Source organism: Asaia sp. BMEF1 (assembly GCF_051628905.1).
Classification (GTDB): Bacteria; Pseudomonadota; Alphaproteobacteria; order Acetobacterales; family Acetobacteraceae; genus Asaia.
The window spans coordinates 618,116-633,629 of record NZ_CP157575.1; the positions used below are offsets into that span (position 1 = coordinate 618,116).

The 15,514-nt window shown below is 61.6% G+C and carries 15 protein-coding genes; 3 read left to right on the forward strand and 12 right to left on the reverse strand.

The window, feature by feature from the left end; translation table 11 throughout:
• Nucleotides 1-37 precede the first annotated feature (37 nt).
• Nucleotides 38-1,378, forward strand: a complete 1,341-nt coding sequence (locus ABHV46_RS02695; protein WP_438382598.1) for a GntT/GntP/DsdX family permease — start codon at nucleotides 38-40, stop codon at nucleotides 1,376-1,378.
• Here the strand turns inward: ABHV46_RS02695 and ABHV46_RS02700 are convergent.
• Nucleotides 1,375-2,322 carry a LysR family transcriptional regulator gene (locus ABHV46_RS02700; protein WP_438382599.1) on the reverse strand — a complete coding sequence of 316 codons (948 nt, stop codon included), beginning with the start codon at nucleotides 2,320-2,322 and terminating at the stop codon, nucleotides 1,375-1,377. The genes ABHV46_RS02695 and ABHV46_RS02700 overlap by 4 nt on opposite strands.
• A 397-nt stretch (nucleotides 2,323-2,719) precedes the next feature.
• On the opposite strand from ABHV46_RS02700, the gene ABHV46_RS02705 reads away from it, so the two are divergent.
• Entirely contained in the window at nucleotides 2,720-3,460 is a 741-nt protein-coding gene (locus tag ABHV46_RS02705) for a YitT family protein (RefSeq protein WP_438382600.1), read from the forward strand.
• Nucleotides 3,461-3,492: 32 nt separating this feature from the next.
• Here ABHV46_RS02705 and ABHV46_RS02710 read toward each other — a convergent pair whose 3' ends face one another.
• From ABHV46_RS02710 to ABHV46_RS02725, 4 genes are read right to left on the reverse strand one after another with little or no spacing between them, the layout of a single operon-like run.
• Nucleotides 3,493-4,086 (reverse strand): cysteine hydrolase family protein, encoded by a 594-nt coding sequence (locus ABHV46_RS02710; protein ID WP_438382601.1) that lies wholly within the window; start codon nucleotides 4,084-4,086, stop codon nucleotides 3,493-3,495.
• Nucleotides 4,083-5,489, reverse strand: a complete 1,407-nt coding sequence (gene der, locus ABHV46_RS02715; protein WP_438382602.1) for a ribosome biogenesis GTPase Der — start codon at nucleotides 5,487-5,489, stop codon at nucleotides 4,083-4,085. Before der ends, ABHV46_RS02710 begins: the two co-directional genes overlap by 4 nt.
• A gap of 3 nt (nucleotides 5,490-5,492) precedes the next feature.
• Complete coding sequence (locus ABHV46_RS02720; protein ID WP_438382603.1) at nucleotides 5,493-6,884, reverse strand: PQQ-binding-like beta-propeller repeat protein; 1,392 nt, start codon at nucleotides 6,882-6,884, stop codon at nucleotides 5,493-5,495.
• Nucleotides 6,884-7,576, reverse strand: a complete 693-nt coding sequence (locus ABHV46_RS02725) for a tetratricopeptide repeat protein (protein WP_438382604.1) — start codon at nucleotides 7,574-7,576, stop codon at nucleotides 6,884-6,886. Before ABHV46_RS02725 ends, ABHV46_RS02720 begins: the two co-directional genes overlap by 1 nt.
• A 148-nt stretch (nucleotides 7,577-7,724) precedes the next feature.
• On the opposite strand from ABHV46_RS02725, the gene bla reads away from it, so the two are divergent.
• Nucleotides 7,725-8,654 (forward strand): class A beta-lactamase, encoded by a 930-nt coding sequence (gene bla / locus ABHV46_RS02730; RefSeq protein ID WP_438382605.1) that lies wholly within the window; start codon nucleotides 7,725-7,727, stop codon nucleotides 8,652-8,654.
• An 83-nt stretch (nucleotides 8,655-8,737) separates the two neighbouring features.
• Here bla and ABHV46_RS02735 read toward each other — a convergent pair whose 3' ends face one another.
• Genes ABHV46_RS02735 through coaE form a run of 7 tightly spaced genes read right to left on the reverse strand, consistent with a single transcriptional unit; the run spans nucleotide 8,738 to nucleotide 15,499 of the window.
• Nucleotides 8,738-9,109, reverse strand: coding sequence for a hypothetical protein (locus ABHV46_RS02735; RefSeq protein WP_336945174.1), 372 nt, complete (start codon nucleotides 9,107-9,109; stop codon nucleotides 8,738-8,740).
• A 55-nt stretch (nucleotides 9,110-9,164) separates the two neighbouring features.
• Entirely contained in the window at nucleotides 9,165-10,484 is a 1,320-nt protein-coding gene (locus ABHV46_RS02740) for a dihydroorotase (protein WP_438382606.1), read from the reverse strand.
• 30 nt (nucleotides 10,485-10,514) lie between these two features.
• Nucleotides 10,515-12,254, reverse strand: a complete 1,740-nt coding sequence (asnB, locus tag ABHV46_RS02745) for an asparagine synthase (glutamine-hydrolyzing) (protein WP_438382607.1) — start codon at nucleotides 12,252-12,254, stop codon at nucleotides 10,515-10,517.
• Nucleotides 12,255-12,257: 3 nt separating this feature from the next.
• Nucleotides 12,258-13,328: a glycosyltransferase gene (locus ABHV46_RS02750; protein WP_438382608.1), complete on the reverse strand. Its 1,071-nt coding sequence runs from the start codon at nucleotides 13,326-13,328 to the stop codon at nucleotides 12,258-12,260.
• 7 nt (nucleotides 13,329-13,335) lie between these two features.
• Nucleotides 13,336-14,235: a glycosyltransferase family 9 protein gene (locus ABHV46_RS02755; RefSeq protein ID WP_438382609.1), complete on the reverse strand. Its 900-nt coding sequence runs from the start codon at nucleotides 14,233-14,235 to the stop codon at nucleotides 13,336-13,338.
• Complete coding sequence (dnaQ, locus tag ABHV46_RS02760) at nucleotides 14,232-14,909, reverse strand: DNA polymerase III subunit epsilon (protein ID WP_438382610.1); 678 nt, start codon at nucleotides 14,907-14,909, stop codon at nucleotides 14,232-14,234. The genes ABHV46_RS02755 and dnaQ overlap by 4 nt, the downstream gene beginning before the upstream one ends.
• On the reverse strand, nucleotides 14,906-15,499 hold the full coding sequence (coaE, locus tag ABHV46_RS02765; protein WP_438382611.1) for a dephospho-CoA kinase: 594 nt from the start codon (nucleotides 15,497-15,499) through the stop codon (nucleotides 14,906-14,908). Before coaE ends, dnaQ begins: the two co-directional genes overlap by 4 nt.
• Nucleotides 15,500-15,514: the final 15 nt, after the last annotated feature.

Sequence of the window (15,514 nt, forward strand, 5' to 3'; positions counted from 1 at the left end):
GTTGACAGAAATCCGTTTCCGGTCCCGAGATCACGCCATGTCTGCGCTATTTGCCATTTCCCTCGCCTCCGCCGCGATCCTCGCGATCGTCGTTCTCATCGCCTATTTCAGGCTCAACCCCTTTATTGTCCTCTTCACGACGTCGCTCGCTCTGGCGCTCATTGCGGGCATGCCGGCCGACAAGGTCGTCAAATCCTTCGAAGAGGGCGCAGGCCATGTTCTGGGCCATGTCGGCACCGTGATCGCGCTTGGCACGATGCTGGGCAAGATGCTGGCGGAGTCCGGCGGCGCGGACAGGATCGCGCTGACCATATCGAGTTGGGCCGGGCGGTCTCGCGTCGACTGGGCGATGATGGTCATCGGCCTGCTGATCGGTCTGCCCGTCTTTTTCGAAGTGGGCTTCGTGCTGCTGATCCCGCTCGCTTTCGTGCTGGCCGCGCGCACCGACACACCGCTGCTGCGTGTCGCGCTGCCCATGGGCGCAGCGCTCTCTGTCACACACGCCATGATCCCGCCGCACCCCGCAACGCTGCTGGCGCTCTCGGCCTATCATGCCAATACGGGCCACACGATCTTTCTCGGCATTCTGATCGGCACGCCCATCGCCATTATCGCAGGCCCACTTTACGCCCGCTTCATCGCACCGCGTGTGCCGCTGACAGAAGCGAATCCGCTCGCCGAGCAATTCGTCAATCGCGAACCGCCAAAGAACATGCCGGGCTTCGGCATTACGGTCTTCACCATTCTCTCGCCTGTCGTGCTCATGCTGATCGCGTCGATCGCCGATCGCGTTTCATCGCCGGGCAAGAGCCTCAATACGGCGCTGCATTTCATCGGCAATACCGATATCGCGCTCGTTCTGGCCGTGATTCTCTCTTTCTACGTTCTGGGTCTCGCCCGCGGCTTCTCGCGTGACACCATTCTCAAATTTACCAATGAGTGCCTTGGCCCGACCGCGCTCATCATGCTTCTGGTCGGTGCAGGCGGCGGCTTCGGGCGTGAACTGGTCGATAGCGGCGTGTCGAAGGTCATCACCGACACAGCCCTCGATTTCAACGTGCCCATTCTTGTGCTCGGCTGGCTTCTGGCCGTCATCGTGCGCGTAGCCTGCGGTTCGGCCACGGTCGCCATGAGTACCGCTTCGAGCATCGCCGGGCCGATCCTGCTCAAGAGCCACGGCGTTTCACCCGAGCTTATGGTGCTCGTCACCGGTGCAGGCTCGGTCGCCTTCGGCCCGATGAACGATGCAGGCTTCTGGCAGATCAAGGAATATCTCGGCCTCACCGTGCCTCAGACCATCAAGACCTGGTGCATCATCGAGACACTGATCGCCTTTCTCGGTCTCGGCTTCTGCCTACTCGTCTCGATGTTCATCTAAATACCACTCTGCCCGCCGATACCCGGTCCCTCTCCCGCGAGGATGGACCGGGTGAAGTGGTCGATACAGACCTCACGCCATGCCTCTCCCGCTCGTGACAGCACATGGTCTCGTCGCGTCGCCAGAGCGAGTTCGAAACCCATGGTGGGCGAGAGCAGGTGCAAGGCCTTGAGCCCCTCCATCCATCCCCCGCGACACAAGGCCGACGGCACGATGCCCAGCCCGACGCCGGCGCGCACCATAGCCATCAACAGATAGATATCGCCTGTGCGTCCTGCCGCTTTCGGCACCGCCCCATGTTCGGCATAGGCTTGGGCAATAAAGCTGTTGATCTTGAAATCCTCTCTCAGCAACACGACGCGCTCGGCCACGATATCGGCCAGACGACAGCTCCTGCTTGCGCCAAGAGGATGCTGGTCAGGCACGACGAGGCAGAGATGGTCGCGTCCCAGCGGATAGAGGTGCAGATCCTTTTCGCTGATCGGAAGAATGAGGGCGGCAATTTCGGTCTGCCCGCCGCGTAGTCTCGGGATCAGCCTGTCAGAGGGGCATTCGTCTATTTCCAGCATCACACCGGGATACTGACTGCAAAAGCTCTCGATGATGCCCGGAAAACAGATCGAGGAAATGGCAGGCGGTACAGTGACGCGCAAAGGCCCTTCGAGACTCTCCCTTTCAGTCGAAAGCGTCTCGCGCAGCACGATCTCTTCCCGGAGCGTGCGCTCAGCATAGCGCCGGAAGATCTCCCCTTTCTCAGTCAGGATCACCGCTTTTTTGCTGCGGATGATCAGTCTTGCCCCGAGCTTGGCCTCGAGTGTCTGGATACTCTGACTAATGGACGGCTGGCTGATATGGAGCGCCTCACTCGCCTTCACGAACCCACCCTGACAAACAACGGCGAGGAAGTGGTTCAGCTCGCGAAAGGTGACCTGCGGAGAGATCATAATCTTTTACCTATCTTCTCCATTTGAAGATCATATTATCTTATGGATCACGTTTTCGGTAGAGCCTCTGTCAGCGAGCGATGATGTTTCGGCCGCCCGTTCCCTCCTTACGTCTGGCTGTTACGGCGGGATGCCCAGACCGCTCTGGCCAGATTGGAAGGGAAGGCAGTCAAGCCGAGCTATTGGGTCCCGCGATGCTCAGGCTCGCCCACTCTTGTCGTCACTCGGAGCTAAAATTGCAGAAATTCTCTGCAGCCTGACACGCACACGAAGCCCCCAAGGGTCGAGATCAGATCAGGGCAGCGCCCAACCACCGCAAGGCGCCGCGACTGATCCGTACCAGAGGCCCTGACCGCCGGCATTCTCGCCATCCATTATCAACCGGATCGATTTCGCCATGACCTCTTCCTGCGCAGAACGGCCTTTCTTTGACGCCGGTGACGCCCCAACTCCTGAGTTCGCCGTTACGGAAGACGTGGCGGAAGACGTGACGGAAGACGTGACGGAAGACGTGACGGAAGACGTGACGACGCCTTATGCGCCGGGACTGCGTCACACGATTGCCGAGGATGTCTACGCCTTTCTGATCGGCTGCTCGCTGATCGTCATGGGGCTGGTCTGTCTGCACAAGGCCGGACTTGTGACGGGAGGCATGGCTGGCATAGCCCTGCTTCTCTCCTACCTTGTGCCGATCTCGCCGGGAATGCTGTTCACGCTCATCAACATCCCGTTTCTGGCCTTCGCCCTGCGCGCCATGAGTCCGGCTTTCGCGGTCAAGACCATGATCGCAAGCTGCGGCGTGACTCTTTTTGCCGGTCTTATGCCCCGCGTCATCACCGTGTCGCAGATCGATCCGCTCTTCGCCGCCCTCTTTGCAGGGACGATCATCGGGCTTGGTATTCTCTGCCTGGCCCGGCATCAGGCGGGGGTGGGGGGCACCGGTATCGTCACGCTCTGGCTGCAAAAGACGCGTGGCATCAATGCAGGGCGCGTGCAGATTTCAATCGATATCGTCATCATGGCGATCTCGGCGCTCTTCCTGCCAGCGCACAAGATCCTGCTTTCCCTGCTCAGCGCCGCTGCCACGAGCGGAATCCTGATCGTCTACCATCGACCGGGGCGCTATATCGGGCACTGAGGGCGCAATGAGTGGCGACCGCCCGGTCTCGCTCAGAAAAGGGTGTCGAGAAAGACCTGCGAGTTCATGGGGTGTGAAAACATCGGATAAGTAAAGTCGATTGCCGCTTCATGCTGGGCCTGAGAGAGCGTGGCGGTGCAGTCAGTCAGCGTCACGACGTCATAGCCGCGCTCATAGGCGCTGCGCATCGTCGATTCGACGCAGCAATCGGTCAGAAGCCCGCCCAGAGCGATGCGCGTAATCCCGTTCTGACGCAGAACGAAATCGAGATTGGTGCTGGCAAAACCACAAAGACCGCGCTTGCCCGCAATCACGATATCGCCTTCTTGCGGCTTGAGACTCTCCACGATCTGCGCGCCCCAGCTGCCGATACGAAACGCATTCGTCGCCTTCACGCCAGCCAGAATCCCGTAAGGTACGGTAGAAAGCTCAGGATAACCGGGCGCAAATTCGATTGGCACCCAGACGACCTTCACGCCTTTATCGCGGGCCTCTCTGACCAGCGCTTCGGTATGAGCAAGCATATTTGTACGGACAAGCTCAGCCCGGACGCCCTCATGCAGGGCGCCCCCTTCGGAAAGAAAATCGTTCTGGTATTCGATCAGAACAAGCGCCGTCTGGCTCATGACTTGTTCTCTGCGTAGGGGTTCTTCGTTCCGCGCAACTGCAGACGAATAGGCGTACCCGGCAGATGGAACGTCTCGCGCAGCCCATTCACCAGATAGCGCTTATACGCATCGGGCAGCATCTCTGCACGGGTGCCGAACAGAATGAAGGTCGGCGGGCGCGACTTGGCCTGCGTCATATAGCGCAGCTTGAGTCTGCGCCCATCCACCAGAGGCGGCTGGTGACGCTCGAGCGCGCCTTCGAACCAGCGATTGAGCTCGCCTGTCGTCACACGGCTGTTCCATACCTCATGCGCGCGGCGCACGGCAGGAAGGAGCTTGTTGACCCCTGCCCCGGTCAGCGCAGAAAATGTCACGACCGGAATACCGCGCATCTGGGCGAGCGAGGTTTCGATACGGTCAGCAATGGCCTGACGGGTAACGGCACGATCTTCGACCGCATCCCATTTATTCAGCGCCAGAACACAGGCACGGCCCTCGCGCTCGATCAGACGCGCAATCTGCAGATCCTGCTCATGCACGCCGAGCGTCGCATCGAGCGTCAGGACAACGACCTCGGCCATTTTCAGCGCCTCGATAGACGCCGAAACGGACATACGCTCCAGATCCTGTTCGATGCGCGCCTTGCGTCGCAGACCTGCCGTATCGACGAGCTGGATCGGCCCGATTTCGTCATGAAGCGAAACGGAAATAGAATCGCGGGTCAGGCCGGGCTCGGGCCCGGTAATCATACGCTCTTCCCCGAGCAGGCAGTTCAGCAGTGTCGATTTGCCCGCATTGGGGCGCCCGACAATGGCCAGACGCAACGGCCCCGCAGGGCGCTCTTCCAGCTCTTCGGTTTCGTCATCCACCGGCTTCGACCGCGAGCGCGTCTTGACGCGTACGCGCTCACCTTCGGGCAGACGGTCGGCAATCTCGCCCATGAGATGGGCAATACCTTCGCCATGCTCGGCCGAAAGCGCAAGCGGCGTGCCCAGACCGAGCGAATAGGCCTCGATGACCTCATTGGTCGCCGCAGACCCTTCTGCCTTGTTCGCCACGAGTAGCACCGGCTTGTTCTGCTTGCGCAGCCAGGCGGCAAAATGCTTGTCGGCAGGTGTCACACCTGCACGCGCATCGATGCAGAACAGCACGAGATCGGCCTGAGCCACAGCGGATTCAGACGAGGCACGCATGCGGCCATAGAGCGTGTCGGGCGCAGCCTCTTCGAGACCGGCGGTATCGATCAGACGGACCTTGCGCCCGCGAAGAAGTGCCTCTCCTTCCTTGCGATCGCGCGTTACGCCCGGCATGTCAGACACGATGGCCTGACGACGCCCTACCAGCCGGTTAAAGAGAGTCGATTTACCGACATTGGGACGCCCGGCAATAACGACGAGCGGAAGAGAAAGAGAGTCAGTCACGGATTAACCATATGCGTTCAGATTGCCATCCGTAGACAGCACAAGCACCTTGCCGTCACAGATGATGGGTTCGACCAGAGTAGGGGTCTTGGTCTTGAGAGGGGCATCAGCCTTGCCGGTCACGGCGTCAATGACCTGAAGCCCGGTTTCCTCAAGCGACGAGACACATACAAGCTTGCCATCGCCCATGACGGGGCCAAGCCAGGTCACAGCGTATTTCTGCTTGGTCTCGTTCTTGAAGCGACGCAGATCATGAATCCAGCGCACGTGACCCGAGAGTCGGTCGAGACAGGCGAGCTGCTGGTCGGACGAGATGACATAGACCCAGTCACCAACGATCAGTGGCGTGTTCTGCCCGCTGGCCTCGCGCTCCCAGAGACGGCGCCCCGAGCGCATGTCGATGGCCACCAGCACCTTCGACAGCGAAACCGCGTAGGCCGTGCCATCCTTTACGACTGGCGCCCCACGGACACAGGCCAGATCGAGCATGGCGCCGCGTCCGTTCGAGCCGCCGAGCGAATCGCTCCAGACGAGTTCGCCCGATTCGGCACGCAGAGCCACGAGATCGCCACTGCCGAACCCGGCAACAACGATGCCGTTGGCGACGGCCGGAGCAGCCTGCCCGAAAATGACGGTGTCGGCTTCGGTAGCCTGATAAGTCCAGATCTGTTCGCCGGTCTCGGCGTTGAGCGCAAAAAGACGCTCATCGATCGTGCCGAAGAACACGCGTCCATCGACAATGGTCGGCGCAGAGCGGCCCGGCACCACCGTCTCGGCGCGCCATTTCACCTTGCCGGTCTCTGCAACAACCGCGATGACCTGACCGACACCATCGACAATGTAGAGTGTGTCACCAGACACGCCCAAGCCGCCACCGATATCGCTGGAACGAGACTTCTTTCCCTTAGGAATGAACGTCCAGAGCGGGCTCATGGCAGGCCAGGTCCAGGCGCGCACCGTGCCGACACCATCACGCGTATAGATACGTCCTGCATCGATGACCGGGGGCGACTGTATGGCGCCACGTCCGTTCGGACCGAGCGCGGCAAAATGCAGGAAGGCCGGTTCGGATACACCGTGACCGATCGACCGCGACCAAGCGAGGTTCGGTCCGGCCCAATTGGTATTTACCGACAGATGATCGGGCACGCGCCCCACGACAGGATAGGCAGAGACAGCCTGGGCCGGCGGCAGCACGATGGGCGTGTGATCCTCTTCGTCGATTACCAGACCTGCGCCGGTGGAAAGCACGTCATAACGCTTGCCTGCGAGAATAGGCTTGGGATCGTCCTTAAAAATACCGCAGCCCGAGAGCAGGGCCGTGCCTGCCAGAGCCGAGCCGAGAAAAAAGCGACGACCGGGCTGACGCAACATGTTCTTGTTCTCGATAGGCATCAGCCGGCTCCGCCGAAGGTTTGCAGAAGAATGGAAGCGCGCTGTCTGACACCGTCAGGCGCATCGGGAGACTGGGCCAGGCCCAGCAGGAGACTGTGAGCTTCGTCGCGCTGCTTGGGTGTCGCATCGGCGCGCAAATCGAGCGCGACCAGACTCTCCTGCGCAAAGGCGCGCCATGGCCCGGTATTGGCAGCGAGAAGCTCAAGCTGCTTGCGCGTCTCGGTCACATCGGCATCGTTGATATGGCTGTTGAGCAGCAGCAGACGTGCCAGCGCCTTGAGAGACGGATCGGCATCCTGCGTGTCGATCAAGCCTTGCCATGTCCTTCTGGCTCCGGCCACGTCACCCTTCTGCGCCAGAAGCTGGGCGAGACGAACCGCCGAAAAGCCACGTGTCGCACCGGGTGCGCTCGAAGCGAGATCGGCGAGAACAGCCTGATTCTCTTTTTCGGATTGCGCGCGCAGCGCCGCGTCGGGCTGAGGGGCCTGAAGCGCCTCGATCGCCGTGAAATAGCGCCCGGAGGCCTCTGCCTGAGCCAGATGATGACGATGGACCTGCCACTGCCATCCACCGACGCCAATCAATGCGATCAGTGCCGCGCCGATCGCTACACCTCCGAAACGCCGGGCGGTTGCACGCAGCTCAGCTGCACGCATTTCCGCCTGGGCCTGACTGAAAAACTCGTCTGCCACCGTGATCCTCTTGCGACACTATCGCGAGGAGCATACAGACGCCGCGACAATGCGGCAAATCGCTTTGTCATTCTGTTGTCGCATCGGTCAAACTTCGGCCATAAGCTGCCGTTAAGAGAGACCTTTTGTCACAGGAGAGCCCCCCTCAATGCGTCCAGCGCCCGATATGAAGATGGCGAGGCGAAGCTTTCTCGCCAGCCTTCCCCTGATCGGGATCACCACCCGCAGCGCCTTCGCAGCCGAGACAGCTTCAGGCAGCATCCAGTCAGAGCAGCATGATGCGCTTGCGGAAATCGCCCGTCGGTTCGAGAAGGATTCAGGCGGTCGTATAGGCGCTCATCTCTTTTGCCCCGAGACAGGCACGGCCCTCTCCTGGCGTGGCGAAGAGCGGTTCCTTATGTGCAGCAGCTTCAAGGCCTCGCTGGTGGCCTGCGTGCTCGGGCGTTGCGACAGGGACGAAGACGACCTGACCCATCGGCTCGCTTTCATCGATTCCGATTTCAAGGCGGGCTGGGCGCCGGTCGCGAGGCAGAACCGCGACGCGGGTAGCCTGAGCCTCGCCGCTCTCTGTGCCGGCGCTGTCACCATGAGCGATAATGTCTGTGCCAATATGCTACTGCGCCATATCGGCGGCCCAGCCGCGCTGACGCGTTTCTGGCGCGATAGCGGCGATGACGTCACGCGTCTCGACGCGTTCGAACCCGAGCTCAATCGCCCGTCAGCCAACCCGCAGGCGAATACCACAAGCCCCGTTGCCATGGCGCGCACGTTGCACAGGCTGATCCACGGCACGCTTTTGCATCCTCACTCCGCAGCGCTTCTGCGCGGATGGATGATCAGTTGCGCCACCGGAACCCATCGCCTGCGCGCAGGATTGCCGGCTCACTGGATCGCTGGAGACAAGACAGGCAATAACGGCAAGGATATTTCTGCCGATATCGCCTTTGCCGCTCCGGAAGGTCAGCCGGGTAAATCCGTCATCATGACGGCCTATACTTCGGGCGGCACGCCAGACGAAACGCGGTTTCGCAGGGTCTTTCACGATATCGGCGCCCTTGCACCGCAGCTTGTCGGCTGAATGCAAAAAGGGTGGGGTCTCCCCCACCCTTCGAAGCCAACCCCGATGCTGCGACCTCACGCCGCAGGCATCGTGAGCGAGGCTCAGTGCTTGGCGAGCTTCTTGCCCGCGGCTGTAAGATCGGCAGAGATATGGCTGAAATTAGCAGCGATACGCTGCTGAACGCCTGTGCTGACGGCATGGATCTTGGCGATGCGGTCGCGGGCGTCTTCGCTGATCGCCTGCTCTTCCTTCTGCGCAGCTGATGCAACGCAGCTATTATAGCTGCGCGCCTCTTTCTCATACGCCTGGAACTTGTCGACGCTCGCATTGTAATGCGCCGTATCTGTCGCGCTAACGGTTGGCGCTGAGGGTTCCTGCCCGCATTTGGCCCGCGGGTCAGCGAACGCCAACGAGGCGCTTACGCTGGCACAGGCAAACGAAGCGGTAAGAAGCGAGAAGAAGTGACGTTTCATGATCGAGGAGGCTGCCGGTTACGGTTGAGAAACAGGGGACGAATTTGCGCAATAATTACGGCGCAAATCGGGCCAGACGTCCGATCGGCTTCGCGACGATTTCATCGTCGCGCATCACGATCGTGCCGCGTACGATCGTGCCGACCGGCCATCCCGTCACGCGCTTGCCATCGAAAGGCGTCCAGCCGACCGGGCTCGCAATCCAGTCATTGCGGATTTCGCGTTCGGCCCTCAGATCGATCAAGGTGAAATCGGCATCGAAACCGACCGCCAGACGCCCTTTGGTCTGCAAACCGTAGATTCGCGCAGGCCCTGCCGCCATCAGATCGACCAGACGGGACAAGCTGAGCCGCCCGGCATTCACATGGTCGAGCATAACCGGCAGAATCGTTTGAACGCCTGTCAGCCCTGCCGGGCATTGCGGCCACGGCTTCTCCTTCGCTTCGCGAGGATGAGGCGCATGGTCGGAAGACACCACATCGACACGCCCGTCACGCACGGCAGCCCAGCAGGCATCGTAATGACGCCGGTCGCGGATGGGTGGGTTCATGACGGCATAGGCACCGAGCGTTTCGTAACATTCCGGCCCAACCTGCGTGAGGTGATTGACCAGAACCTCGACGCTGACATGCGACCGATGCGCCGCCAGCCAGTCAAGCTCTTCTGCTGTCGAGGTATGCAGGATATGCACGGGGCGGCCCGTCTTGCGGGCAAGTGCCGTGATACGTCGGGTGCCGAGAAAGGCGCATTCCTCATCGCGCCAGATCATGTGGTTCACATGCGCCATGCCGGTTTCGAAAAGAGGCTTGCGCGCCTGAAGGCGATATTCGTCCTCCGAATGGAAGGCCACACGGCGATGCCCGCTGCGCAGAACCGCCTCGATGCCTTCGTCATCCTCGATCATCAGATCGCCGGTCGATGACCCGGCAAAAACCTTGATGGCGCAAATGCCTTCTTCCTGCTCCAGCGAAGCCAGTTGCGGCGTATTGGCGCGCGTGGCCCCGACATAGAGCCCCATATCGATCAGCGCGTTTTCGGCCACGGTGCGGCGCTTGTCGGCAATCGTCTCGGCAGAGGTGATCGAGGGCGAGGTATTCGGCATATCGAACACCATGGTGATGCCGCCCAAGGCAGCGGCGCGCGTACCTGTGGCAATGGACTCGATGGCCGCATTCCCCGGATCGCGCAGATGGACATGGCTGTCGATCATGCCAGGCAGGACATGCAGCCCCGTCGCATCGATTTCCTGCGCAGCGCTATCCTGCATGGTGACGGCGAGGCTCGCGATACGCCCCTCTTTCACGCCGAGATCGGCCTGCGCCTCCCCCCACGGGAAAACGCAGGTACCGTGCCTGATGATCAGATCGTAATGCATGGCTGTCTCCTCAATTCAGGGGCAGCGGCCTCAAGCCGCAAGGGTCTCGAAGACGTCGCCTTCGAAAGATCCGTTCTCGATATGGATGCGGTGCCACAGGGCGTAGAAAAGCAATACCCAGGCGGCGTGACGCTCGCGCCGACCCGCAGCCCGCGTGAAAAGCGCCTTGATTGTCTCAGGCGCCATCCTTCCCCTGAAGGCAGCGCTGTTTGCAACGAGCGAACCGAGACGTGCGCCCTGCGCCGCAATCCACTCCCCGACCGGCACGGTAAAGCCCTGTTTGGGTGCGAAAGGCGTAGCATCTGGCACATGTTTCTCGACCCAGCGGCGCAGCAGATACTTGCCATGCTTGCCCTGAACCTTGAGCGCATCGGGCAAGGACCAGGCCAGCGCAGACAGGGCCGGGTCCAGAAGCGGGGTGCGTCCCTCGATCGCATGAGCCATGAGGCAACGATCAAGCTTGATCAGCAGATCATTGGGCAACCATTCGCGCAGATCGAGCGCCTGTACGGCGCGCAGACGCGTCTCTTCGAACTGGGGAGCGAAATCCGCACGCCATGCCTTGCCGGTTTCGAGCGGACAGATTCCGTCCATCATCCCGCGACGCCAGGGCAGACGCCCGCCACGCCACCACGGGCGCATGGCGCGACGGTAACGGCCATAGCCGCCGAACAATTCATCGCCCCCCTCACCGCTGAGAATGACCGTCACATCCTTGCGCGCCTCACGCGCCAGAAACCAGCTCGGAATAATGGCGTAATCGGCCACCGGGTCATCCAGACAGGCGACGATCTGCGGCAAATGACGCCAGACCATCGCTTCGGACACGGTCAGAATCTGATGCTGCGCGCCCATATTGCGAGCCAGTTCCGCCGCCTGAGCGCTTTCATCAACGGCACCCGTATCGAAACGCGCCGTCCAGGCCAGAGGTGCGCCATTACCCAGACGCGTCATGGCAGCAAGCACCGCGCTGCTATCGATCCCGCCGGACAGGAACATGCCGAACGGCACATCGGCGCGCTCATGCACCTGAACACTATCCATCAGCGCTGCGTCGAGACGCGCGAGCGCCGTCTCCTCCGTCAGCCCCTTCTCGATCCGGCCATGGATGGCGGGCCGTTTCGTTGCCCGCTCAAGGGCGCCATCGACAAAGCGCAGGGTCTCGCCAGGCAGGACGCGCATGATGCCGGGATAGATCGTCTCGCGCCCGGCGACGAATTGCGCCTGCAAAAGCTGATCACGTGCCACGGGCCGTATGGCACGCGGCAGCAAATTCGTAGCCAGCAACACCTGCGGCTCTGAAGCGAAAATCACCCCGCTCGAAACCTGCGCATAATAAAGCGGCTTGATACCGAACGGATCACGGCTGAGCGCAAGAACCGTCTGGGGGCCGCTCTCATCGAGCAGGGCAATCGCGTACATGCCACGTAGTTCGAAGGTGTACTGCGTATCGTCGAGCGGCCAGAGAAAAAGCGGGGATTCGCAATCGCTCCCCGTCTTGAATGGCGCATCGACCAATCTCTGGCGCAAGGCCGGATCGTTATAGATTTCGCCATTGGCAACCAGAGCCGTCGAGCCCTGAATGAGCGGCTGGGCACCGCCTTCAAGGTCGACAATCGACAGACGCCTGTGCACCAAGGCGGCAGAACCCGTCTCGTAAAACCCCTCGCCGTCGGGTCCGCGATGACGCAGCGCCTGGGCCATGAGCTTCAGAATGACCGGGTCGGGCTTGTGACCGGGTAGACAGGCAATGCCCGCAATGCCGCACATGCGCTAGCGGGCTCCGCCTTGACGCGATGCCATGGCAGACAAAAACGCGTCCCAGCGTGCCAGAACGGTCGGGGCCGAGAACTCACGCTCGAAACGCGCCCGCCCGTTGCTGGCAAGACGCGCGGCGAGTGCCGGCGTTTCGAGAACGCGTCCGATGGATTCAGCCAGTGCCTGCGGGTCCTCCACAGGCGACAAGAGACCATCTTCTGTGCCCGATAATACCTCTTCGGGGCCCTGAATCGCGCTGGCGACGACAGGGCGCGCCGCAGAAAGCGCCTCGATCACCACATTGCCCAAAGGCTCGATACGCGACGGACAGACGAGAAGATCGCAGGCTTTCAACCAGGCACCGCTATCCTGCACCCAGCCCGGCATATGCACGCGATCCGACACGCCCTCGCTCGCGGCGAGCGCCGTCAGGGCCTCGCGCTCCGGCCCCTCACCAGCGATCACGAGATGAACGCCAGGCAGCGCCTTCATGGCGCGTATGAGCACATCGAAAGCCTTGTTGCGGTGCAGTCGCCCAAGCGACAGAATGAATTTCTGTCCCTCTGCCACACAGGAAGGGCGTTGGGGCGTCACACTCGCCAGATCCGCCGCAAAATTGGGCAGATAATGCACGTTATCCGCGGGCCAGCCTTCGGCGATCATCCAGCGGACGAGCCCTCGCGTGTTGCCGATGAGATCGGAACAGCGCCGGTAATTGGCGAGATCGTAATATCCGCCCAGACGCCCGGCCATCGGCCAGGGGCCTTTGGGCAGCATACGCGCGGCGCGGCTCATCCAGGCAATGACAATCTGCGGCTCGAATTCCGTAAGGCTTCGACGCAGCCGCGGCGTCGTCATAAAATCGAGGCGCCCGCCAAAACGCATCGCTTCGGTCCTGACGCCATTGGCTTTCAGCCGGGATTCACGCGCAGGGTCACGACGCAGAACAGCACGCACATCATGGCCGGAATCGTGCTGCGCCATACAAAGACGCTCATAAAACAGCTCGGCGCCACCACTCGGGGCGCCAGCCATGACATGGGCGATGCGCAACGCAGAAGACGGAAGAAGACGCGTCTGGCTCATGACTGTTCTATCCTTCATCCGCCAGAAGCGCACAAGCTTCCTGCACGACACGCTCGGTTGAAAGCCCGGCTATCGGCGCTTCGCCCTCAGGACCTGGGGCCGCGACAAAACGCGCCTTCGGTCCGGTCGGGGCGTATTCCGATGCGCGGCTCGGGCCGAATAATCCGAGCGTCGGCACAGCCGCCGCCGCCGCGAGATGCATCAGCCCGGAATCGTTTCCCACGAAAAGCGCGCAGCGCCGAAGCAGCGCCGTGACAAGCCCAAGTTCGGCCTGCCCCCCGAGATCGACAGCACCCTCCAGCGTGACCAGAACGGGCATGGCGCGGGCACGCTCCTCCTCACCGGGGCCGTAAAAAATAGCGGGTACCAGGCCGTGCGCCTGCATTGCGCGACCGAGCGCAATGAACTTCTCGGCAGGCCAGATCTTGCCATCCCAATTAGCTGTGGGTGCCAGAGCGCAATAACGTCCGCTATCCGGCAGCGCCTGTCCTGCAAGGCCGGTCTGCTCGGGGCGAGACCAGGCCTGAGGCAAGAGCGACGGTCGGTCGCGAAACAGTGCTGCAAGGTGACCGATACGCGCGCCCGGTCTGCGACCGCCCCGCAGAATGCGACGACGCAGCGTCGGCAGAAAAAGCGACACGCCCGAACCGCGCAGATCGACGACCATGTCCCACCACCGGCCGAAACAGGCCCACCACAGAGACACCCAATGCAGATCGTAGCGCCGTTTGCTGACCACGATCACGCGCTCGACATGCGGACAGGCCTCGAAATAGGACGCAGCAACAGGCCCGCAGGCTATGGTGAAGCGCGCCTCGGGGTAGCGCCGTATCAACTCCGCCAGTGCGCCCGAGGAAATAACCGCATCGCCGAGGCGGTTGGCCGTGATGAACAGGATCCGTTTCATTGCCGCCAGATCGGCTCCTTGAGGCCGGACACGAATTTCTCATGCGCCGCCATCGTTTCCTCGTCCGGCGGTGCCATGGGGCGCGGTTTGCGGTCCGCATTGGCACGATAGGTGGCAACCCCGCCGCCGCTACCCGAGACGGCAAGACCGAGCCCGCGCTGACGACCGCCCATCAATTCGAGATAGACCTCGGAGAGCAGCTTGCAATCGAGCAGCGCATTATGGGTTGTACGTGCCGAAAGATCGATGTCGTGGCGACGGCACAGAGCATCGAGCGAGTTGGGCAGGCCAGGGTAACGCTTCTTGGCCATTTCGAGCGTATCGACCATGCGCTTGCGGTCGAGAGGCGGCTTGCCGCAGGCTTTCAGCTCCGCGTTGATAAAGCCGAAATCGAAAGGTGCGTTATGCGCGATCATTTCGTCTTCACCAATGAAAGCGAGAAATCCGTCCGCTATCTCGGCAAATTTCGGCTTGTCGAGCAGATCGTCGAGCGTAAAGCCATGCACACGGCTCGCCTCTGGCGGCACGTCGCGCTCGGGATTGATCAGCACATGAAAATTCTCGCCCGTCGGCAGATCGTCGATAAGCTCCAAAGCGGCGATCTCGATCACGCGATCTCCCGTCGCCGGGTCCAGCCCCGTGGTTTCCGTATCGAAAAGGATCGACCGTTTCATCGGGCTCTCTCCAGACTCGTTATCAGGCGTTTCAGTTGCCGGGCGGTATGGCCACGCGAGAGCCCATTGCGCAACAGATGATCGGCGCGTCTGTTACGTTCGCGGTCGCTCATCTGTCGCGCCAGAAGCTGACGGGCCTGCTCCCCGCTCAGCGATCGGCGCCTCATGACACGACGCAGACGCACGGCGAGAGGCGCTGTCACCACGACTACGGCATCGCAATCGCGATCGGCGCCTGTTTCGAACAGGAGCGGGATATCGAGCACACAGATTCTGACCCCACGCCGCGCCATACGCCGCAGAAAAGCCCGTCGCTCATCGCGCACCAGAGGGTGAATGATCGCTTCAAGCGCGGCGATCTCCTGCGGATGCCCTATGACGGCCTGACGCAGCGCCACACGGTCGACCGCATGGTCACGCACAGCCTGCGGCCAGCGTTGCGCAATGGCGGCAACGGCCTTGCCGCCTTTCGCCTGCAAGCCATGCACGGCCAGATCGGCGTCGAAAACGGGCCAGCCCGCCCGGCGCATGAAGCGCGCCACGGTCGTCTTGCCAGCGCCCATCCCCCCAGTGAGACCCAGAACGATCATATCAGCGCGGCAACC

Bases quoted from the DNA above. Each gene is read 5' to 3' on its own strand.
- ABHV46_RS02695 (WP_438382598.1), top strand. From the start codon at position 38: ATGTCTGCGCTATTTGCCATTTCCCTCGCCTCCGCCGCGATCCTCGCG.
- ABHV46_RS02700 (WP_438382599.1), bottom strand. From the start codon at position 2,322: ATGATCTCTCCGCAGGTCACCTTTCGCGAGCTGAACCACTTCCTCGCC.
- ABHV46_RS02705 (WP_438382600.1), top strand. From the start codon at position 2,720: ATGACCTCTTCCTGCGCAGAACGGCCTTTCTTTGACGCCGGTGACGCC.
- ABHV46_RS02710 (WP_438382601.1), bottom strand. From the start codon at position 4,086: ATGAGCCAGACGGCGCTTGTTCTGATCGAATACCAGAACGATTTTCTT.
- ABHV46_RS02720 (WP_438382603.1), bottom strand. From the start codon at position 6,884: ATGCCTATCGAGAACAAGAACATGTTGCGTCAGCCCGGTCGTCGCTTT.
- bla (WP_438382605.1), top strand. From the start codon at position 7,725: ATGCGTCCAGCGCCCGATATGAAGATGGCGAGGCGAAGCTTTCTCGCC.
- ABHV46_RS02735 (WP_336945174.1), bottom strand. From the start codon at position 9,109: ATGAAACGTCACTTCTTCTCGCTTCTTACCGCTTCGTTTGCCTGTGCC.
- ABHV46_RS02740 (WP_438382606.1), bottom strand. From the start codon at position 10,484: ATGCATTACGATCTGATCATCAGGCACGGTACCTGCGTTTTCCCGTGG.
- asnB (WP_438382607.1), bottom strand. From the start codon at position 12,254: ATGTGCGGCATTGCGGGCATTGCCTGTCTACCCGGTCACAAGCCCGAC.
- ABHV46_RS02750 (WP_438382608.1), bottom strand. From the start codon at position 13,328: ATGAGCCAGACGCGTCTTCTTCCGTCTTCTGCGTTGCGCATCGCCCAT.
- ABHV46_RS02755 (WP_438382609.1), bottom strand. From the start codon at position 14,235: ATGAAACGGATCCTGTTCATCACGGCCAACCGCCTCGGCGATGCGGTT.
- dnaQ (WP_438382610.1), bottom strand. From the start codon at position 14,909: ATGAAACGGTCGATCCTTTTCGATACGGAAACCACGGGGCTGGACCCG.
- coaE (WP_438382611.1), bottom strand. From the start codon at position 15,499: ATGATCGTTCTGGGTCTCACTGGGGGGATGGGCGCTGGCAAGACGACC.